This is a genomic window from Neisseria sp. 19428wB4_WF04 (genome assembly GCF_015235335.1).
In the GTDB taxonomy this organism is placed as follows: Bacteria; Pseudomonadota; Gammaproteobacteria; order Burkholderiales; family Neisseriaceae; genus Neisseria; species Neisseria musculi.
The window spans coordinates 22398-42233 of record NZ_JADGLG010000015.1 but is presented as its reverse complement, the minus strand read 5'-3'; the positions used below and the strand labels follow the sequence as shown (position 1 = coordinate 42233).

Annotated in this window: 18 protein-coding genes and 3 tRNA genes; 9 read left to right on the top strand and 12 right to left on the bottom strand. The window is 54.5% G+C overall.

Going from position 1 to position 19836, the window contains the following annotated elements; translation table 11 throughout:
• The 12 genes from IR141_RS05255 to def form a co-directional block, all read right to left on the bottom strand.
• Positions 1 to 220, bottom strand: a 220-nt coding sequence (locus IR141_RS05255; RefSeq protein ID WP_228068166.1) for a GTP-binding protein, incomplete at its 3' end; no start/stop codon positions are given.
• A 47-nt stretch (positions 221 to 267) separates the two neighbouring features.
• Positions 268 to 342 (bottom strand) — tRNA-Thr (locus IR141_RS05250).
• Between the two features lie 8 nt (positions 343 to 350).
• Positions 351 to 424, bottom strand: a tRNA-Gly gene (locus IR141_RS05245).
• Positions 425 to 462: 38 nt separating this feature from the next.
• A tRNA-Tyr gene (locus IR141_RS05240) sits at positions 463 to 546 on the bottom strand.
• Between the two features lie 128 nt (positions 547 to 674).
• Entirely contained in the window at positions 675 to 926 is a 252-nt protein-coding gene (locus IR141_RS05235) for a YfhL family 4Fe-4S dicluster ferredoxin (RefSeq protein ID WP_135034603.1), read from the bottom strand.
• Between the two features lie 182 nt (positions 927 to 1108).
• Positions 1109 to 2515, bottom strand: coding sequence for an OmpP1/FadL family transporter (locus IR141_RS05230; RefSeq protein ID WP_135034602.1), 1407 nt, complete (start codon positions 2513 to 2515; stop codon positions 1109 to 1111).
• 330 nt (positions 2516 to 2845) lie between these two features.
• Entirely contained in the window at positions 2846 to 4126 is a 1281-nt protein-coding gene (locus IR141_RS05225) for a sigma-54 dependent transcriptional regulator (RefSeq protein ID WP_135034601.1), read from the bottom strand.
• The gene (locus IR141_RS05220; protein ID WP_135034600.1) at positions 4119 to 6242 is read right to left on the bottom strand and encodes a PAS domain-containing sensor histidine kinase; all 2124 of its coding nucleotides are present in this window, start codon (positions 6240 to 6242) and stop codon (positions 4119 to 4121) included. The genes IR141_RS05225 and IR141_RS05220 overlap by 8 nt, the downstream gene beginning before the upstream one ends.
• Positions 6243 to 6245: 3 nt before the next feature.
• On the bottom strand, positions 6246 to 6839 hold the full coding sequence (locus IR141_RS05215; RefSeq protein ID WP_135034599.1) for a DUF4390 domain-containing protein: 594 nt from the start codon (positions 6837 to 6839) through the stop codon (positions 6246 to 6248).
• Positions 6805 to 8064, bottom strand: coding sequence for a 16S rRNA (cytosine(967)-C(5))-methyltransferase RsmB (rsmB, locus tag IR141_RS05210; protein ID WP_135034598.1), 1260 nt, complete (start codon positions 8062 to 8064; stop codon positions 6805 to 6807). The genes IR141_RS05215 and rsmB overlap by 35 nt, the downstream gene beginning before the upstream one ends.
• Positions 8061 to 8984: a methionyl-tRNA formyltransferase gene (fmt, locus tag IR141_RS05205; protein WP_135034597.1), complete on the bottom strand. Its 924-nt coding sequence runs from the start codon at positions 8982 to 8984 to the stop codon at positions 8061 to 8063. Before fmt ends, rsmB begins: the two co-directional genes overlap by 4 nt.
• Positions 8985 to 9009: 25 nt before the next feature.
• On the bottom strand, positions 9010 to 9513 hold the full coding sequence (def, locus tag IR141_RS05200; RefSeq protein ID WP_135034596.1) for a peptide deformylase: 504 nt from the start codon (positions 9511 to 9513) through the stop codon (positions 9010 to 9012).
• Positions 9514 to 9670: 157 nt separating this feature from the next.
• Between def and IR141_RS05195 the strand changes: the two genes are divergently transcribed.
• The 9 genes from IR141_RS05195 to IR141_RS05155 all read left to right on the top strand — a co-directional run bounded on the left by IR141_RS05195 (position 9671) and on the right by IR141_RS05155 (position 19795).
• On the top strand, positions 9671 to 10951 hold the full coding sequence (locus tag IR141_RS05195) for a LysM peptidoglycan-binding domain-containing protein (protein ID WP_135034595.1): 1281 nt from the start codon (positions 9671 to 9673) through the stop codon (positions 10949 to 10951).
• Between the two features lie 222 nt (positions 10952 to 11173).
• The gene (gene dprA, locus IR141_RS05190) at positions 11174 to 12319 is read left to right on the top strand and encodes a DNA-processing protein DprA (protein ID WP_135034594.1); all 1146 of its coding nucleotides are present in this window, start codon (positions 11174 to 11176) and stop codon (positions 12317 to 12319) included.
• Positions 12320 to 12338: 19 nt separating this feature from the next.
• Complete coding sequence (locus IR141_RS05185) at positions 12339 to 12794, top strand: DUF494 family protein (protein WP_135034593.1); 456 nt, start codon at positions 12339 to 12341, stop codon at positions 12792 to 12794.
• 129 nt (positions 12795 to 12923) lie between these two features.
• Positions 12924 to 13244: a hypothetical protein gene (locus IR141_RS05180; protein ID WP_135034592.1), complete on the top strand. Its 321-nt coding sequence runs from the start codon at positions 12924 to 12926 to the stop codon at positions 13242 to 13244.
• A gap of 15 nt (positions 13245 to 13259) precedes the next feature.
• On the top strand, positions 13260 to 13532 hold the full coding sequence (locus IR141_RS05175; protein WP_135034591.1) for a hypothetical protein: 273 nt from the start codon (positions 13260 to 13262) through the stop codon (positions 13530 to 13532).
• 176 nt (positions 13533 to 13708) lie between these two features.
• Positions 13709 to 16018 carry a type I DNA topoisomerase gene (topA, locus tag IR141_RS05170; RefSeq protein WP_135034590.1) on the top strand — a complete coding sequence of 770 codons (2310 nt, stop codon included), beginning with the start codon at positions 13709 to 13711 and terminating at the stop codon, positions 16016 to 16018.
• A gap of 176 nt (positions 16019 to 16194) precedes the next feature.
• On the top strand, positions 16195 to 16773 hold the full coding sequence (rsmD, locus tag IR141_RS05165; protein WP_135034605.1) for a 16S rRNA (guanine(966)-N(2))-methyltransferase RsmD: 579 nt from the start codon (positions 16195 to 16197) through the stop codon (positions 16771 to 16773).
• 349 nt (positions 16774 to 17122) lie between these two features.
• Positions 17123 to 18391, top strand: a complete 1269-nt coding sequence (locus IR141_RS05160) for an HAAAP family serine/threonine permease (protein WP_135034589.1) — start codon at positions 17123 to 17125, stop codon at positions 18389 to 18391.
• Positions 18392 to 18430: 39 nt separating this feature from the next.
• Positions 18431 to 19795, top strand: coding sequence for an L-serine ammonia-lyase (locus IR141_RS05155; protein WP_135034588.1), 1365 nt, complete (start codon positions 18431 to 18433; stop codon positions 19793 to 19795).
• The last annotated feature ends 41 nt before the right edge of the window (positions 19796 to 19836 follow it).

Below are 19836 nucleotides of genomic sequence, written 5' to 3'. Positions count from 1 at the left end.
CTTCGGTTTCGTATTCCACGTGCGAGGTATTGATGGTGATGCCGCGGGCTTTTTCTTCCGGGGCATTGTCGATTTGGTCGTAGCCTTTAGCCTGACCGCCGAATTTTTCTGCCAAAATGGTGGTCAGCGCGGCAGTCAAAGTGGTTTTACCATGGTCAACGTGACCGATGGTGCCAACGTTTACGTGCGGCTTGCTCCGCTCGAATTTCTCTTTAGCCATGGCAATTTCCTATTCCTAAAGATTTAAGTCCGGGTAAATAAATGAATTGGTGCCCATGGGCAGAATTGAACTGCCGACCTCTCCCTTACCAAGGGAGTGCTCTACCCCTGAGCTACATGGGCTGATTTTCTGGAGCGGGTGAAGGGAATCGAACCCTCACCGTAAGCTTGGAAGGCTTCTGCTCTACCATTGAGCTACACCCGCTTACTCTGTTTCTCTGCTCCAAGTTTGATTGGATTTTTTGGTGGAGGGAGAAGGATTCGAACCTTCGAAGCTTACGCAACAGATTTACAGTCTGCCCCCTTTGACCGCTCGGGAATCCCTCCAAAAAGAGAGATGCAATATTAGAGACTTCCCGCAACCCAGTCAAGATGATTTTTGCTTTTTTTTATTGATTAATCTTAATATGGTAATTTTAAATAAATTTATTTTATTCAGACGGCCTCTGAACGGCTTATCTCTCTGCAACAATACGTTCGTATTTTGCCTGCAGCTGCTCTTGGCTTTCGGGATTTTCTTCATCAATCAGAATGCAGTCTACCGGACATACCTGCTGACACTGGGGCTCATCGTAGTGTCCGACACATTGTGTGCACAGGTTGGGGTTGATTTCATAGATCTCCTCCCCTTGTGAGATGGCATCGTTAGGACACTCCGGCTCGCAGACATCACAGTTAATACACTCATCCGTGATAAAGAGCGACATTTTTTATTCCTTTAAAAATATTGAGTTCAAAACCGAAGGCGGATTATAACATAAACCGCTTTAAAACCATTGCCTTCCGCTTTGGAATGAAACACCGAAGGCCGTCCGGGTATTTTCAGACGGCCTGATATATTGCCCCCGGTGAAAGGAGGCATTTTTACATTCTTTGGTGTGTTTATTTTTTAAAATCGGTAGCTGTATTGCAAACCTACGATATGGGCGTGGCTTTTATAGCCGGCAGATGATGAAACGTTACTGTCCACCGTGGTTACCTGTGCGTTGGAAGGTTTATCCTGCACAACAGCATCGCTCTTCTGGATATATATATAGCTGTATGCAGCGTTTAACGTATGATTTTTGCCGATATCGTATTTTGCACCCAGCGAATACCAAATGCGGTTGTTGTCGGGCATGGTAACCAACCGCTCGTTGGTATTGCGCACGGGGGATTGGTCATAAGCCATACCGAAGCGCAATTGCAGGGGGTTGCTGATTTGGTATGCTGCTCCGAGCGATACTTTATAAGTATCGCGCCAATTAGGTTCGATGACGGTTTGGTTGGACGGCCGGCCGCTGACAGTCCGTTTGGCGTTTTCAAACTGTAATTCAGCACGGTTAAAGCGCGAATGGCGCGTCCATGTTACATCGCCGAACAAATCCCATTGTCTGCCCGCGCGATACATACCGTGTACCGACAAGGATTCGGGCGTGGTGATTTTCAGGCCGGCTTTTTCATGCGCCACATAGCCGGTTCCGCCGTTTTCCAATGTTTTGCCGATACGGGCAGCATACAGGCGCTGTGCTACAGTACCCTGCGCCGTCCAATCTGCCGATCCCGCCAAATGATGCTTGATGTGCGAACGGTAATTTACGCCCACACGGCTGCGGTCATTAATATCCCACATCCAAGCCAAATGGTAGCCGAAGCCCCAATCTTTGCCTTTAACTTCGGAGTAGCCGTCCATATTGCCGACCCCGGCAGGGTCAGGATTGAGCACAGTGTGCCGCATCGATGCCGCCCAATCTGCATATTTCCGCAACTGGGCCGTGCTGTATTGGGCAACGGCACCTATGGCAACCGAATGGTTTTCGTTTAATTTGAATGCCACGGCAGGCTCTACCGCAACAGAAGTCAATTCGGTTTTATTCAGGTTGTAACGCAAGGCAGAATCATGATCGTATTCGGTTTTGGAACCAAACGGCACATAAACACCCAAACCGGCAGCCACATCATCGTTTACTTTATAGGCACCGTAAAGATGCGGGGCAAACACCAAGTCTTTGGTGATTTTACCGCTGCTGCTGCTATTACTAACCGCCGTCCCCCCGTTATAAACTGCCCTGCCTTCACGATATTTCACACTGGGGGATACGAGATTTAAGGAAGCGGAAATTTCAGAGCTTTCCAGCTTAACGAGGCCTGCGGGATTGTAAAACAAGGTTGATGCATCTGCGGCTTCGCCGGCGGCGGCATTGGCTGTGCTCTGCGCCGAAACGGATTGTGTGCCGAAATGATAACCGGAAGCGTATGCCTGCACGGCAAATGCCGCACCGACAATCATAGCAAGGTAATGCGGTGTGTATTTCATAGTTTCAAACCCATCAAAAAATTAAGACAGAACAATCTGTAAAAGCGCCCGATGTCGATGTCGCCCGACACGGTAGACTACTGTTTTACATTAAAGTACCGCCTGCTGCATCGGTAGTGTTTTATTACAAAATTTAGTGTAGGCACTCGATTCTATAATAATTTTTTTCACTTTATGCTGTTTTTCTCACAAAACAGGCCGTCTGAACAATACTTTGTTGTTTTCTGCCTACCCTCCGCAAACATTTGTAATACGGAAAGGCTTAAAAAAAGCCGCTCAGGCCGTCTGAAAAATTTTCAGGCGGCCTGAGCGGCTAAATCCATTTCATACTTATTCATCGGTGTTTTTATCACCGCCGCGGCGCGAAAAATTGATACCCAGCTGCTTCAGTTTGCGGTAAAGGTGGGTACGTTCCAAGCCCACTTTCTGCGCCACTCTGCTCATATTGTGGCTTTCCTGAACGATATGGTATTCGAAATAACGGCGTTCCAATTCTTCGCGCAATTCGCGCAACGGCATATTGAAGTTGAAACCGCCCACCATCTCCGACACCGGTGCCCGGTTCATCTGCCCGAGCACGGCACCTGCCGCCTGCTCATCCACTTCTCCGCCCTCCGCGCCCAATGCGAGATTTTTCACAACGCTGCGCAATTGCTCGAAATTGCCCGGCCAATCATATTGGCGCAAAACATTCAATGCTGCGGGGCTGAATTTTACCGGCGTGATTTTCTGCGTTTCGGCCAACCCGCTCAGAATCTGCCCAACCAAAAACACTATATCGTCGGGTTGGCTGCGCAGCGGCGGAATCTGAATTATATATGCCGACAGCGCCTCTTGCAGCCTGGCATCCGCAACCGGGTTTTCGGCTGCTTCGCTTTGCCGGCTGGCGGCGCAAACAATCCGCACATTGCTGCGCTCGGCTTTGCTCAATAAAAAAGCAATACCCTGTTGCAGGCTTTTGCTGTATTCGGAAATATCGCCGAGATACAATATGCCGCCTGCCGCTTTTTGCAGTAGTTCCATCGGGATATCAACGATATGCTCGGTTTTTCCCGGCTCCACCCACGGGCTGCCGGCCTTATGGAAATACCGCGCCACCATCTCAAACGGCGATCCGCCCTCACCGGTTAGCAGCACAGGCTTGTTTTGTTTGATTGCCGGCTCCAGCGCGCGGTTAAGCTCTTGAATCGATGGGCTGTTGCCGAGTTTGTCGAGCGAAAGCCCTGCAGCAGCCTGCATTTCGCCGTATTTCAGCGCGCGGTCAACCGTACTCAGCAGTTTTTGCAGCGCAATAGGCTTTTCAAGAAAATCCAACGCACCGATTTTGGTGGCCTCCACAGCCGTATCGATGCTGGCATGGCCGCTCATCATCACTACCGGCATAGTGAGCTGACCGTTTTTTGCCCACTCTTTCAAAAGAGTGATGCCGTCACAATCGGGCATCCAGATATCGAGCAGCACCATCGCCGGGCGGGTTTGGTGGCGGAGCTGGCGCGCTTCTTCGGCATTTTCGGCCAAGGTAACGGTGTAGCCTTCGTCTTGGAGGATTTCCGAGAGCAGGTCGCGGATACCGATTTCATCGTCCACAATTAAAATATCACTACTACGCATATGCTTCTACCAATCTGGGTAAGACTATTCTGACACACGCGCCGCCCTCTGCCGGATTGCTCAGGCCGATGCGGCCGCCGTGTTCTTCGATGATTTTTTTCACAACGGGCAAACCCAAGCCGGTGCCGGCGGGTTTGTCGGTTACATAAGGCTCGAACGCATGATGCAGCATTTCTTTGCTGAAACTTTTGCCGTTATTGGTTACGGTAAGCACCACATGTTTGCCGTCTTCGGCCGGCTGAGTACACACACGGACAACCGGCAGGCTTTCTTCTTCGGCCGCTTCGGCCGCATTTTTGAAAATATTGTGCAACACCTGCCGCATAGCGGTAGTGTCAGCCGCAACGAAAAGGGCTATATTACTTAAATCGGGGGTGAATGTACACTTACTGCCTTCATATAAAAACAGAATTTCTTCAATAATTTGGTTCAAATCAAGCGGTTCGAGTTTGAGCGAGGGCGCACGCGCATAATTGCGGAAGGCTTCCACCATTTCTTTCAACGCCGCCACCTGCTTGATAATCGTGCCGGTGGAACGCGTCAGAATCTGCGCATCTTGTTCGCCAAGTTTATCATGCAATTTCCATGCCAATCTTTCGGCAGAAAGCTGGATAGGGGTAAGCGGATTGCGGATTTCGTGTGCCAACCGTTTGGCTACTTCCCCCCAAGCCGCTTCTTTTTGCGCCCGCACCAGTGTGGTGATGTCGTCAAACACCATCACGATACCGTTGTCGTTGTCATCGGGCAGAATGGTGGCTTTGCCCAGCAGAATCCGTGCTTCATCGGGAGCGGCATAGCTCAGCTGCACGGCTTTGTCCACCGGCGCAGTTTCCACGATGGAAGCGAATGTTTCTGCCAATACGGCGTGCTGCGGCGACTGCTTCGGCCAATCATGCCAACTGGTGCCGGCCAAATCCTGCAATGAAACACCGAGTATATGCTCCGCACTTTCGTTATAGGCTTTCAGACGGCCTGTGTCGTCTATCGTTACCACGCCGGTGGTCAGGCTCGACAACACGCATTCGAGATAATGGCGGGCGGCTTCCTGCTGCACACGGTTGCGCTCGCTGGCCTCTTGGGCAATCCTCAGCTGCTCGGTCATGTGGTTGAACAAATGCGTAAGCCTGCCGAATTCATCGTTGCGGAAAACCGGCCGTTTCTGCGAAAAATCACCCTGCGCCACCGCCCGCGCGCCTTCTGCCAGCGACAACACCGGTTCGACAAAACGGCGGGCGAAATACAGCGCCATCACCAAAGCCAGCATAATCGCCAGCAAAGTGGTTACCAGCAGAGTGACCAGAAAAAACGTTTGCAGGCCTTGCTTAGCATAAGTCAGCTCGGCATATTTGGCGCGCGCCGCTTCAATCAGCGTGGCATCTTGCGCCACGTTTTCAGGGACAGCCTGCCGGAAAAACAGCGCACTGCTGCCGTTGTCGGTATTCACCGCCAGCCAACCTTGCGCATACAGCACACCGCCGACATTTTCGATACTCCGCGCCGATCCGGACTTTTCCAGCAGATCGCGTGTTACGTTATCCAACACCGGTGCCGGCAATTTGGCGGGGTTGCGCACCACCTCTAGTGCCTGCGTGTTCAGGTTGTACACCGCAAGCTGGCTGAATTGCTGTGTATCGGGTGCGCGCTCCAATGCACGGCTCAGGTTCCGCCCCAAAGATGCGCTGCTGATCAAGTCGATTTGCAGCGGGACGGCATTGCGCATACTGTTATCCAACGCCAGATTTAACGCCGATTTGCTTAAGTTTAACCCGCGCTCGAGCGCATCATGGGTATCGTTGCCAAACCATGAATTGATGCTGTTGGAAATAAACTGGGCCGACACACCGAACAAAAACAACCCCGGCAACACCGCCACCAGCGTAAACATACCTGCCAGGCGGCGGGCGATCTGCGAGCCGAACACGCCGCGCTGCACATCGCGCAGCAGCAGGCGGACATAACGCACCAGCACCGCCAGCAGCACCGCCACCAACACACTGCTTGCTGCGATAATCCACCAAAAATAGTCGCCCAAAATACTGTCGTTGCCGGTGGCCAGCGTGAGAATATAGAGCGAAACAAATGCAAGCACACCGGCAATAAAGAGGAAATAACGCATGGTTTATTCCTGCGAGATATTGAGCGGCTGCCAGCCCGAATCGAGCTGCCAGCTTTTCGATGTAAGCGCATTAATCTGAAACGGCTTGGGCAGCTGGGCGGTACTCAGCGCCAGGCGGATTTCAGCCTTGGATTCACGCGGGCCGACACCGCTGAGCGCCCCGCTGCCCAGCACCCGCCAGTTGGCCACCGCGCCCACGCCCCTGAGGGCGGTTTCCAAGCTGTTGTATTCGGTGGAAAACGTGCCCACGGCAACGCGGTAGCGGTTGGTTAGCGGATGGTAGGAAAGTTTGTATTGAATCGAGCTGTCGCTGCCCACCAGCTGGCCGAATTTAAAACGGTAGGCCGCTATCGTGGGGGCGGAAAGCTGGTAGTTCAGGGTGAATGTGAGCGGCACGCCTTGATTGAGTGCCTGTTTGAGCTGGTCGGGCAAATCAGTTTTGAAGCGGCTGCTCACCAGCATCTGCCCCGATGATGTGAGCACGGCCTGCATACGGATCGCGCTGATGCCTTCTGCGGCCGTCTGAAAAGGCGCGGCCAGCAAAACAGGCAGCAACAGTAGTTTACTGTTTTTGAATAAGCGCGTAATAAAAGCCATCTTGCTGTTTGTTGGGTAAAAGCACCCTCTGCCCTACACATTCGGCATCGGGGTGGCGGTTAAGAAATTTTTGCAGCTGCTGCTCGTTTTCTTCGACAAAAACCGAGCAGGTAGCCAACAGCATTCTGCCGTTTTGCGTCAGGGTCTGCCACAGTGTGTCGAGCAGCTTTTCCTGCCGGCGGGCGGTTTTAGCGGCATCTGTGGGGCGGCGCTGCCATTTGATGTCGGGATTGCGCTTGAGCACGCCTGAGGCGGTGCAGGGCACATCGGCCAATACGGCATCGAAGGGGCGTCCGTTATACCATGCATTTAAGTCCTGCGCATCGGCGCATTGCAAAGAGGCCGTCTGAAAACCCAGCCTGTGCAGATTATCCGCCACTCTTTTCAGACGGCCTGCATCTATATCCAAAGCGGTAACTTCGCAGTCGGCCAGTTCCAATATATGGCCGGTTTTGCCGCCGGGCGCGGCGCAGGCATCCAAAATACGTTCGCCCTGTTGCGGGTTCAGAATATGGGCCGCCTGCTGGGCGCCGAAATCCTGCACCGACACCAGGCCGTCTGAAAAACCGGGCAGCAGGGCAACCGGCACGGCTGTTTCAAGCATCACGGCGTAGTCGTCCAACACTTTTGCCGCCATGCCCGCCTGCGCCAACCCCGCCGCATAATCTCCGGCATTGCTGCGGCGGCGGTTGACCCGCAGAATCATCGGCGGATGCTGCTGCCAGGCGGCGGCCATGTTGTGCCAATGCACCGGATAGTGGTTTTTCAGATACTGTATCCACCACGCAGGCAGATTATATTTCGCCACATCGTTGTGTTTGCAGGCCGCCGCCAGTTTGCCGCGCTCGCGCAAAAAGCGGCGCAAAACAGCATTGGCAAAAGAACGGTATTGCCCTTTGCCGATTTTGGCGGCTTCTTCCACCGCTTCATTCACCACCGCATGGGGCGCGTTGCGGGTGTAGTGCAGCTGGTAGAGCGCGGCCAGCAGCAGGCTTTCGAGCTGCGGGTCGGCAATTGGTTTGGCGAGCATTTTGCCGAGCATGAATTTCAGGCTGCCCAAATAACGCTGACAACCATAGGCAATGTCTTGCAGCGTGCCGTTTTCCTGCGGGCTTAAATCAGGCTGCCCTGCGCGGATGGCGGCCAACACGTCTTGCAGGTTCTGCCCTGCCGCCACCGCCGCTATGCTTTGGGCGGCGAGTTTCTGCGCTAAAGCCATGCTCACAGCCGCTCCCCTGCCGCTATGCGGTTGCCGGCGGCAAAGGCGGCGATACTCATACGCCTGCTGCCGGCGGGCTGTAATTCGGTAATGTTCACAGCCTGCTCCCCGCAGGCCACAATCAGGCCGTCTGAACCGCAATGCAGCACTTCGCCCGCTTCGCCGCTCTGCACCACTATTTCGGCCTGCCAGATTTTCAGGGGTTTGCCCTGATATTCGGTCCAGGCACCGGGCACCGGGTTGAAAGCGCGGATTTTGCGCTCGACCACGGCGGCAGGCTCGCCCCAAACAATTCTGGCTTCTTCTTTGCTCAATTTCTGTGCATACGTTACACCGCTTTCAGGCTGGGGAATGCTTTTCAGACGGCCTTCCTGCTGCAAACGTTGTAAATCAGCCACAATTGCCTGCGCACCGATTTCCGCCAAAGCGTCATGCACATTTTGGGCGGTGTCTGCCGTTTTAATGGTATAGCAGTGTTCGCTGACCACATTGCCGGTGTCCAAGCCCGCATCCATCTGCATAATGCACACGCCGGTTTCGACATCGCCCGCCTCCAGCGCGCGCTGTATCGGTGCAGCACCGCGCCAGCGCGGCAGCAGCGAAGCGTGAATGTTCAAACAACCGTGTTTCGGGATATCGAGCACGGCCTGCGGCAGAATCAGGCCGTAAGCAGCCACCACCATCACATCGGCGTGTTGTCTGCGCAACAGCTCCTGCGCCTCTTCATTGCGCAAACCCGGGGGTTGGGCAACGGCAAGCCCCAATGCTTCGGCAGCTTGCTTGACCGGGCTTGCCTGCAGCAGCATACCCCGCCCTTTGGGGCGGTCGGGCTGAGTCAGCACCAGCGGAATTTCAAAACCCGCCGCTGCAATGGCTTTCAGGGCGGAGGCGGCAAAATCGGGGGTGCCGGCAAAAATAACTTTCATGATGATAAAAAGGCCGTCTGAAAGATTAGAGATTGTGTTTCTGACGCTTCTTCAGCTTGGTTTTGATGCGGTTTTGCTTCAATTGCGACAAGTGTTCCACAAACACTTTGCCCATCAGATGATCGAGTTCGTGCTGTATGCAGATGGCCAGCAGGCCGTCTGCTTCGAGCGTGAATTTTTCACCGTTTTCGTTGAGAGCTTCAACGGTTACACGCTCGGCACGGGTTACGGTGTCGTAAATACCCGGCACGGAAAGGCAGCCTTCTTCATAAGAGGTTTCGCCGTCCTTGTGCGTGATTACAGGGTTGATAAACACGCGCGGTTCGCTTTTATCCTCGGTTAAATCCATCACCACCACCCGCTCGTGCACATCAACCTGTGTGGCGGCCAAGCCGATGCCGCGCGCTTCATACATGGTGTCGAACATATCTGCCACCAGCGTTTTAATGCGCCCGTCTATCTCGGCCACCGGTGCAGCAACCTTGTGCAAACGTTCATCGGGATACTGAAGAATGTTAAGTAATGCCATAATTTCATCTCAAATGTAAAAATATGTGTGTTTAATGCTATGATAACGGCAATATTAGGTGGTAAAATATCACCTATGATTCAATCGGGCTGCCAAGTCCAACCGTTAATCGTTAATTTCAAAGATAACCGATTCCGATTTCTAAGGGGAACAAGTCATGCAAAAACACATTATAACCTTGCTTTGCGCCGTAGGTTTGGCAATTTCCGGCCAAGCTTCGGCCGCAGCTTTAAAAGTGCGCCCCGATGCGCCCCGGCGCTATGTGGTGAAACCAGGCGACACATTATGGGGCATTTCGGGCAAATACCTTTACAGCCCGTGGCAGTGGAACCGCCTGTGGGGCGCCAACCGCAATGCCGTGCGCAACCCGCATATGATTTATCCCGGCCAGGTGTTGGTGTTGCGCTATATCAACGGCCGCCCCGTGCTGGGTTTCGACAAAGCCGTGTCTTACCGCGAAGGCGGCATTCCCGTGGTGAAACTTGCACCGCGTGTGCGCGAAATGTCGGCAGGTTACGGCATCCAAACCATTAACGTCAATTTCTACCGCATGTTTATGCAGCACCCGCAGGTGATTCCCCAGGAGCAAACCCAAAACGCACCTCGCTTAATCGACGGCCCCGACAGCCGCATCCTCTACAGCAAAGGCGACCGCGTATACGCTTACGGCATCACCGAACCCGGGCGCTACTTGGTTTACCGTGCGGTTAAAGACATCACCGACCCGGATACCAAAAAATATCTCGGCCAAGAAGTGGTGTTCGGCGGCATCGTGAGCACCCTGCCGCACACCAACAGCGCACTGGATGCCCGCAGTGAAAAAGATGCCCGCTCGCTGCCGAGCAACGAATACTACACCCGCCTGCACCCTTTGGTGAAAGTGCCTACCCAAACCGCGCAGCCGATGGTAATAGAAGAAGCCGTTTCCGAAGTGCGCAAAGGCGACTTCCTGCTGAAAATAACCGATGAAGCCGACAACTTCCAAATCATGCCGCACGCACCCAGCCGCCATATCGATGCCAAAGTAGTATCCATTTTCAACGGTATCGGCGAAGCCGGCCAGTTCCAAACCATCACACTCAACAAAGGTGAAGCAGACGGTTTGGACAAAGGTACGGTATTGAGCCTCTACAAACGCAGCCGCCAAACAAAAGTAGAGTTGGAAAACGGCCGAAAAGGCAGCCGCAGCGTAGTGAAATACGTGTCGATTCCGGCCGAAGAAGCCGGCTTGGCCATGATATACCGCACCGGCCCGAATTTGTCTTCAGCCATCATTTTGGAGAGCTTAACCAGCATCAATATCGGCGATACCGCATCAGAACCCGGTCAAGATTTAGACAACATGGCCGACGATACCCCGCATGCGCCGAATGCACCGCAGGAGCCGCACGATACCGAACTGAACGAATACAACATCAACAGCAACATCAACCCCTGACAAACAGCAAGCCGGCCCCGGTAAGGCCGTCTGAAAAAGCACGCTCTCACGCGTGCTTTTTTGTTGCCGTTTTCACCACACATTCACCCTTCTACCACACTTAAATGCAAATAAAACTTCAAAATAATTAACAAACCATTACAAAAAAGATAGAATCCTAAAAATAAAAAAAATATCACGGGCGTTATTAAATGCCCATGCAGACACAACGGGGTTTAAGCCATGAATGATTCAGAACGGCTCGCCTGGATACAGCTTGCCCTCACTCCTTATGTAGGCGCAGAAAGCTTTTTGGCATTGATCCGGCATTACGGCTCGGCCCGTGCCGCCTTAGCCGCACCGGCCGAATCCGTTCGGAAACTGGTTCGCCACAAACAGGCAATTGCAGCATGGGAAGGGGATAACGCACCAGCAACCGCCGCCGCAGAAGCCGCACTGGCATGGGAAACACAGGAACATTGCCGGCTGATGCTGCTGGGCGACAGCGACTTTCCCATGATGCTCACGGAAGGCATGACTCCACCGCCGCTGCTATTTTTACGCGGCCGCACCGAATTGCTGCACCACCCCGCCGTTGCCGTTGTCGGCAGCCGCCACGCCACACCGCAGGCAGCAAGGGTTGCCCGCGATTTCAGCCATGCTCTGAGCGAAAAGGGAATAACCGTCATTTCGGGTATGGCTTGCGGCATCGACACCGCAGCGCATCAGGGTGCATTGCAGGCCAGAGGCGGCACCATTGCCGTTTGGGGAACGGGAATAGACCGCATTTATCCGCAAACGAATAAAGCACTGGCCTACCAGATTGCCGAGCAAGGTTTGGTGATCAGCGAGTTTCCGTTGGGAACCCGCCCTCTGGCCGGCAACTTTCCGCGCCGCAACCGCCTGATTGCCGCTTTGGCACAAGCCGTTTTGGTGGTAGAGGCCGCCACCGAATCCGGGTCGCTGATTACCGCCAAACTGGCCGCAGAAATGGGGCGCGAAGTGATGGCTGTACCGGGCTCCATCGACAACCCGCACAGCAAAGGCTGCCACAAACTGATAAAAGAAGGTGCCAAACTGGTGGAATGCCTGAACGATATCATGCAGGAATGCCCGCAGTTATTGCAGCACACCCCGCCCGAACACCCTGCCCCGCACGCGGTTCGAAACACCGCGCAACACGAGGAAAACGCCGTAGCGGCCGCGCCTGCCGAACAGCCCGCCGAGCATCCGCTCCTAACGGCTTTAGGCTACAGCCCGGCACACCCCGACAGCCTGGCGCAGGCTTTAAACCTGCCCACCGCCGAAATCTACGCACAATTGCTTGAGCTCGAGCTGGAAAACCGGGTTGCCGCCTTGCCGGGCGGCCGCTACCAGCGGGTTAAATAACAAAAAACAAGGAACCACCATGGCTGATGTTATCGCCTTTTTAATCAAACACTTTTACGACTTAGACGCCTGCCCTGCCCCATCGGATCTGGAGCAGATTCTGGAAGACATCGGTTTCAGCGATTTGGAAATCAACCAAGCCCTGATGCTGCTCGAAGTGCTGGCCAACAGCCCCGAAGTTGCCGAAACCCGCTACCGCAGCGGTGCCATGCGCGTTTACCACCACGAAGAAACAGCAGCCCTGCCGCACGATGTCATCAACCTGCTCTATTTCTTAGACCGCGCCGAAGCCATCAACGGCGAACAACGCGAATTTGTGGTGCACGCCTTGGCGCACCTGCCCGCCGAAGACATTACCGTTGATATGGCCAAAGTGCTCACTCTGCTGGTTTTGTGGGCGCATAAATCCGAGCTGCCCGCATTAATCGGCGCAGAGCTGATGATGGCATTGCACGGCAAAGCCGTGATGCACTGAAACATGCAAAATATCGACAGCCGCGCTGTCGGTTTTTTGCGCAAGCAGCCGGACAACACGGCAATCCGCGCGCATTGCCGCAGCCGGACACGTTAAAGCAAAACCAAAAAAACCGTGCGGCAACGCCCTTTGCCTCACGGCAATGAAAGAAGCAAACAGAAAGGCCGTCTGAAACCCGAAGTTATTCAGACGGCCTTCGGGCACCTGCCGCACCATAAAAATACCATAACCATAATTCAAACACTCATTATCGGTAACAGACACCGCCTGTACCACACGGAAAACCCAATCTCACTGCCGGCACCCGCCGTTGCCGCCAGCGTAAGAGCAGCCCGCCTGCGCGCAAGCACGCCCGAAACCGCCGCAGCACCGGTACCCGTTTCGTGCGCCGCGCCTGCCGCACGGTTTGCAGCCGGCTCCCTGCTTACATGTTTTGCAACACTTGATTAATACAAAACAGAGATTATGTTACGCATTCCGTTTATTTATTTACTTTATGCCTCCATATTTTCCATCGTACTGACCTCGGTGGTGATGAGCACGCAAGCCGGCGGCTGCATAGCCCGTATCACGCTGTTTTTGCTGCCCGGCCATCAAAGGCGGCTGCACTTGGGCATTTATCATTTCCACACCGTTTTACCGATACTGTACGCCCACTTTTTGTGGGGGCTGGCCGCGGTTTATCTCTACCGCAAACAAACCAAGCCGGGCAAAAGGCCGTCTGAAACCGAAAAATAGTTTTGACAAGCCGCAAAGCCGCATCATATAAATAATAATAGGCACAGCGGCGCACCATTCAAACCACCGCGCCGCACAACCCTAAAATATTTTTTCAGACGGCCTGCCGGAAACACGGCAGGCCGTCTGAAAACCCAAACCACTTTGCTTGTTTGACAACATTCAGGAAACCGACCATGGCAAAAAATCTTTTGATTGTGGAGTCGCCCTCCAAAGCCAAAACACTGAAAAAATATCTCGGCAGCGAGTTTGAAATTCTTGCTTCCTACGGCCATGTGCGCGATTTGGTGCCGAAAAACGGCGCGGTGGATCCCGACAACCACTTTGCCATGAAATACGAGCTGGTTGCCCGCAATGCCAAACATGTCGATGCCATCGTAACCGCCGCCAAAAAAGCCGACAATCTCTATCTGGCCACCGACCCCGACAGGGAAGGCGAAGCCATTTCATGGCATTTGCAAGAAATCCTCAAAAGCAAACGCGGCCTGGGCAACATTCAACCACAGCGCGTGGTGTTTCACGAAATTACCAAAAGCGCCGTGCTCGAAGCCATCGCCCGCCCGCGCGGTATCGAAACCAACCTGGTCGATGCCCAGCAGGCGCGCCGTGCGCTCGATTATCTGGTCGGCTTCAACCTCTCGCCGCTGTTGTGGAAAAAAATCCGCCGCGGCCTCAGCGCCGGCCGCGTGCAAAGCCCCGCCCTGCGCCTGATTTGCGAACGCGAAAACGAAATCCGCGCCTTTGAAGCGCAGGAATACTGGACGCTCCATCTCGACAGCCACAAAGGCCGCAGCAGATTTACCGCCAAATTGGTGCAATATAAAGGTGAAAAGCTCGAACAGTTCTCACTGCCGTCTGAAACCTCGCAAGCCGGCGTGCTGGCCGCCCTGCAGGGCAAAAAAGCGCACGTTGCCGCCATCGAAAAGAAAAAGCGCAGCCGCAATCCCGCCGCACCGTTCACCACCTCCACCATGCAGCAGGATGCCGTGCGCAAACTGGGCATGACCACCGACCGCACCATGCGCACCGCCCAACAGCTCTACGAAGGCATCGATGTCGGCCAGGGCGCCACCGGCCTGATAACCTATATGCGCACCGACAGCGTTACCCTGTCGCAAGAAGCCCTCACCGAAATCCGACACTACATCGAAAACAAAATCGGCAAAGACTATCTGCCTGCTGCGGCCAAACAATACAAAACCAAATCCAAAAACGCCCAAGAAGCGCACGAAGCCGTGCGCCCCACCTCGGTGTACCGCACACCCGAGAGCGTGAAGCCGTTTCTAACCGCCGACCAGTTCAAACTCTACCAAATGATTTGGCAGCGCACCGTTGCCTGCCAGATGGCACCCGCCAGATTCGACCAAACCACCGTGGATATCGCCGTGGGCGAAGGCATCTTCCGCGTAACCGGCCAAGTGCAGACCTTCGCCGGCTTCTTGAGCGTGTATGAAGAAAGCACCGATGAAGAAAACGAGGGCGGAGAAAACAAAAAACTGCCCGAAATGGCCGAAGGCGAAACCCTGCCTGTTGATAAGCTCTACGGCGAACAACACTTCACCACCCCGCCGCCGCGCTTCAACGAAGCCACGCTGGTGAAAGCACTCGAAGAATACGGCATCGGCCGCCCTTCCACCTACGCCAGCATTATTTCTACACTCAAAGACCGCGAATACGTTACCCTGGAGCAAAAACGCTTCGCCCCCACCGACACCGGCGACATCGTCAACAAATTCCTCACCGAACACTTCGCCCAATACGTTGATTACCACTTCACCGCCAAACTCGAAGACCAACTGGACGAAATCGCCGGCGGCAAACGCGAGTGGATACCGGTGATGGACAAATTCTGGAAAGGCTTTCACAAACAGGTTGAAGAAAAAGAAGGCATCGAGCGCGCCAAATTCACCACCGAAGAGCTGGACGAAACCTGCCCCCGGTGCGGCAACCACCAACTGCAAATCAAGTTCGGCCGCAACGGCCGCTTCGTTGCCTGCGCCGGCTACCCCGAATGCGGCTACACCCGAAACGTTGGCGAAACCGCCCAACAGGCCGCCGAGCGCGCCGCGCAGGAAGCCGCCGAGCAAGCAGAACTCGAAGGCCTCCAATGCCCCAAATGCGGCGGGCAGCTGGTTTACAAATACAGCCGCACCGGCAGCAAATTCATCGGCTGCGCCAACTACCCCAAATGCAAACACATCGAACCGCTGGAAAAACCCAAAGACACCGGCGTTGAATGCCCGCAGTGCAAAAAAGGGCATCTGGTCGAGCGCAAATCGCGCTACGGCAAGCTGTTTTACAGCTGCAGCACCTACCCCGACTGCAACTACGCCGTCTGGAACCCGCCCCTGTCAGAAACCTGCCCCCAATGCCGATGGCCGGTGTTAACCGTCAAAACCACCAAACGCTGGGGCGTGGAAAAAGTCTGCCCGCAGAAAGAATGCGGCTGGAAAGAGCAAATCGAGCCACCCGCACCGAAGGCGTGATGATTGGCTGCAATTGAACTATAAAGAGGCCGTCTGAAAACTTTCAGACGGCCTGGCAGCAGAGCAACGACAAGCAAAACAAAGCGGCCAAACCGTCTGAAAACAAATGCTGCGCCGTGCTTGCGCCGCCAAACCTTTTCAGACGGCCTCTGCTTGATAATCCCCTTTCCCCCCACCTGAACACTATGAAACACGCCAAACACCAAAACCAGATCCGCATCATCGGCGGCAGCTGCCGGGGCAGGAAGCTGCATTTCAACGGTGCCGCCGGCCTGCGCCCCACGCCCGACAGCGTGCGCGAGCGTTTGTTTAACTGGCTGGGGCAGGATTTGGCCGGAAAGAGGGTATTGGATTTGTTTGCCGGCAGCGGGGCGCTGGGGCTGGAAGCGGCTTCGCGCCATGCGGCTTCGGTGGTGCTGGTGGAAAACAACCGCTGCACGCTGCAAACCCTTGCGGGCAATATCTGCGCGTTGGGTTTGAAACAGGTGCAAACCGTGTATTCAGACGGTCTGCTTTATCTGAAACACAGCCGTGAAATGTTTGACACGGTGTTGCTGGATCCGCCTTTCAACTGGCAGCAATGGCCGGATGTGTTTGCGCTGCTGCCAGGCCGTCTGAACACCGGAGCGATGGTTTATATTGAAGCAGGCAGGCTGCCGCCGTTTCCCGAATGGCTCGCGCCGTATCGCGAAGGCAAAGCGGGAATGAGCAGGTTTGCGCTGGGGGTGTATGACGGCGGCGGCATTGCAGCTTGAGAAGCGTGAATCTGCCGGCCACTGCGGCTTTTCGATAGGCTGCAAAGATTTGCCGATGGGTGTGTTTTCCCATCTCAGGCACAGCCAGCGGTGCCGGCACTCCCCTGCGGCTGTATGCCGGCAAACCGAGTATTTTAATCCTAATGACTGACAAAGTCAGCATTTGCAGCCAAGGGCTTTTTCTGCGTCAAATAAATCACAGATTCCCGATTGGCCGTGTAAATAAATTTTATAATGCCGTCTGAAAAACCCAACCGGCATTACAAAGCTGCCGCTACCGGGTTAAAAATCCGCCCCGGCCGCCGTGTTTTCCAACCTTTCTTTCAGCCTGCCCCAGGAGTGCCTTTTCATGAGCCCCCAACCCTCAAGCCTGCAACACACCCGCAAATGGAACAAATTCGACCTGCTTTGGATTCTCAACCTGTTCGGTACCGCCGTTGGCGCTGGAGTTCTGTTTCTGCCCATCAATGCCGGTATGGGCGGCTTCTGGCCGCTGGTGCTGATGACTGCCATTGTCGGGCCGATGACGTATTTCTCCCACAGGGGGCTGGCGCGTTTTGTGGCCTCTTCCGCCAAACCCGGCAGCGACATCACCGAAGTGGTTGAAGAGCATTTCGGCTCCGCCGCCGGCAAGCTGATTACCCTGCTCTATTTCTTTGCGATTTTCCCCATTCTGTTGATTTACGGCAACAGCGTTACCAACACGGTGGATTCTTTTATCGTCAATCAGATGGGCATGGCTCCGCCGCCGCGCGCGCTGCTCTCGCTGGTTTTGATTGCATCGCTTATCGGCATTTTGCTGCTGGGCGAGCGCATTGTGTTGAAAGTAACCGAATGGCTGGTTTACCCGCTGGTGCTGATTCTGTTTTTTCTGTCGGTGTATCTGATTCCGCATTGGAACGCCGCCTCGCTTTCTGTAACACTTGATTCCGGTATTTTTATCTCTACTTTATGGATTACCATTCCGGTGCTGGTGTTTTCGTTCAACCACTCTCCGGCCATTTCTTCTTTTGTGCTCTCGCAACAGCGCGAATATCAAACCCCCGAAGCAACCGACTATCACGCCTGCCGCACGCTGAAAGGCACTTCTACCGTGCTGCTGGTGTTTGTGATGTTTTTCGTGTTCAGCTGCGTGCTGACTTTAACCCCCTCCGAACTGGCAGCGGCAAAAGAGCAGAACATTTCAGTGTTGTCGTTTCTCGCCAACAAATTTGAAAACCCCTATATTTCGTATCTCAGCCCCCTGATTGCATTTTTAGCCATCACCAGCTCGTTTTTCGGACACTACATGGGCGCAAAAGAAGGCTTGGAAGGACTGTATATCAAAATGAAGCACGGCTCGGGCTCTGATGCCGTCAACCGCAAAAAGCTGAATCTGGTTTCCGCCGTGTTTTTCCTGCTGACCCTGTGGGCGGTGGCCATTATCAACCCGAGCATTTTGGGCTTGATTGAATCGCTGGGCGGCCCCATCATTGCCATGATTCTCTTCATCATGCCCATGTATGCCGTGCGCAAAGTACCCGCCATGCGCCGCTTTCAAGGCAAAGCCAGCAATGTGTTTGTGGTGGTGATGGGCATCATGGCCATTTCCAATATTGTTTACAGCCTGATTTTTTAATACACCGCCAATATTTTGCACTCTCACACAGGTAACACCATGATCAGCATATTCGATATGTTTAAAGTCGGCATCGGCCCCTCCAGCTCGCACACCGTAGGCCCGATGAAAGCCGGAAAGCAGTTTATCGATGACTTGGCCGCCCGCAATCTGTTGCAGCAAACCGACCATATCCGCGCCGATGTTTACGGCTCACTCTCGCTCACCGGCGTGGGGCACGGCACCGACACCGCCATCATCATGGGGCTGGCCGGCTATCTGCCCGACACCGTAGATATCGATCTGATTGCCGGCTTTATCGCCGAAGTGAAGGCAGGCGGCCGTCTGAATATTGCACTGGGCACGCGAAACGTGCGCTTCGAATACCTGAAAGATATGGTGTTCCACAGCAGCTTTCTGCCGCTGCACGAAAACGGTATGACCCTCACCGCCTTTTCAGACGGCCTCGAAATCTACCGCCAAACCTATTATTCCATCGGCGGCGGCTTTATTGTCGATGAAGCGGGCTTCAGCGCGGCAAAAGAAACGCCCCCTGCCGTTCCCCACCCCTACCGCAACGCCGCCGACATCGTCCGCCACTGCAACAGCAACGGCATTTCGATTTCTTCGATGACCCTGCACAACGAAGCCGCCCTGCGCAGCCGCAAAGAAGTCGAGCAGTATCTGCAATATATTTGGAAAACCATGACCGCCTGCATCGAGCGCGGCCTCTCCACCGAAGGCATTCTGCCCGGCCCGTTGAAACTGGCGCGCCGCGCCAACGGCCTTTACCGCTGGCTTTCGGCCAACCAAACCCTGCAAAACGACCCGATGCAGATTATCGACTGGGTGAATATGTATGCGCTGGCGGTAAACGAAGAAAACGCCGCCGGCGGGCGGGTGGTTACCGCCCCCACTAACGGCGCCTGCGGCATCGTGCCTGCCGTGTTGATGTATTACCACAAATTCGTTTCCCCGCTCACGCCCGACACCATCGGCCGCTATCTGCTCAGCGCAGGCGTTATCGGCTCGCTCTATAAAATGAACGCTTCCATCTCGGGTGCCGAAGTCGGCTGCCAGGGCGAAGTGGGCGTTGCCTGCTCGATGGCGGCGGCCGGGCTGGCCGAAATTTTCGGCGGCACGCCCGAGCGGGTCTGCTCCGCCGCAGAAATCGCCATGGAACACAACCTCGGCCTCACCTGCGACCCCGTGGGCGGCCAAGTGCAGGTACCCTGCATCGAGCGCAACGCCATCGGCGCGGTGAAAGCCATCAACGCCGCCAGAATGGCTCTGCGCCGCACCAGCGCACCGCAGGTGGATTTAGACAAAGTGATTGAAACCATGTATGAAACCGGCAAAGATATGAACGCCAAATACCGCGAAACCTCCAAAGGCGGGCTGGCCATCAAAATCGTGTGCAATTGATGCTTTGAGTGCTGTTGAAAACGCTGCAGGCAATACGGGGC

What these genes read in the sequence shown, in the direction of transcription:
- topA (WP_135034590.1), top strand. Translation starts at nt 13,709, where the DNA reads ATGGCAAAAAATCTTTTGATTGTGGAGTCGCCCTCCAAAGCCAAAACA.
- IR141_RS05175 (WP_135034591.1), top strand. Translation starts at nt 13,260, where the DNA reads ATGTTACGCATTCCGTTTATTTATTTACTTTATGCCTCCATATTTTCC.
- dprA (WP_135034594.1), top strand. Translation starts at nt 11,174, where the DNA reads ATGAATGATTCAGAACGGCTCGCCTGGATACAGCTTGCCCTCACTCCT.
- IR141_RS05155 (WP_135034588.1), top strand. Translation starts at nt 18,431, where the DNA reads ATGATCAGCATATTCGATATGTTTAAAGTCGGCATCGGCCCCTCCAGC.
- IR141_RS05230 (WP_135034602.1), bottom strand. Translation starts at nt 2,515, where the DNA reads ATGAAATACACACCGCATTACCTTGCTATGATTGTCGGTGCGGCATTT.
- IR141_RS05160 (WP_135034589.1), top strand. Translation starts at nt 17,123, where the DNA reads ATGAGCCCCCAACCCTCAAGCCTGCAACACACCCGCAAATGGAACAAA.
- fmt (WP_135034597.1), bottom strand. Translation starts at nt 8,984, where the DNA reads ATGAAAGTTATTTTTGCCGGCACCCCCGATTTTGCCGCCTCCGCCCTG.
- IR141_RS05195 (WP_135034595.1), top strand. Translation starts at nt 9,671, where the DNA reads ATGCAAAAACACATTATAACCTTGCTTTGCGCCGTAGGTTTGGCAATT.
- IR141_RS05235 (WP_135034603.1), bottom strand. Translation starts at nt 926, where the DNA reads ATGTCGCTCTTTATCACGGATGAGTGTATTAACTGTGATGTCTGCGAG.
- IR141_RS05185 (WP_135034593.1), top strand. Translation starts at nt 12,339, where the DNA reads ATGGCTGATGTTATCGCCTTTTTAATCAAACACTTTTACGACTTAGAC.
- IR141_RS05220 (WP_135034600.1), bottom strand. Translation starts at nt 6,242, where the DNA reads ATGCGTTATTTCCTCTTTATTGCCGGTGTGCTTGCATTTGTTTCGCTC.
- IR141_RS05215 (WP_135034599.1), bottom strand. Translation starts at nt 6,839, where the DNA reads ATGGCTTTTATTACGCGCTTATTCAAAAACAGTAAACTACTGTTGCTG.
- IR141_RS05225 (WP_135034601.1), bottom strand. Translation starts at nt 4,126, where the DNA reads ATGCGTAGTAGTGATATTTTAATTGTGGACGATGAAATCGGTATCCGC.
- def (WP_135034596.1), bottom strand. Translation starts at nt 9,513, where the DNA reads ATGGCATTACTTAACATTCTTCAGTATCCCGATGAACGTTTGCACAAG.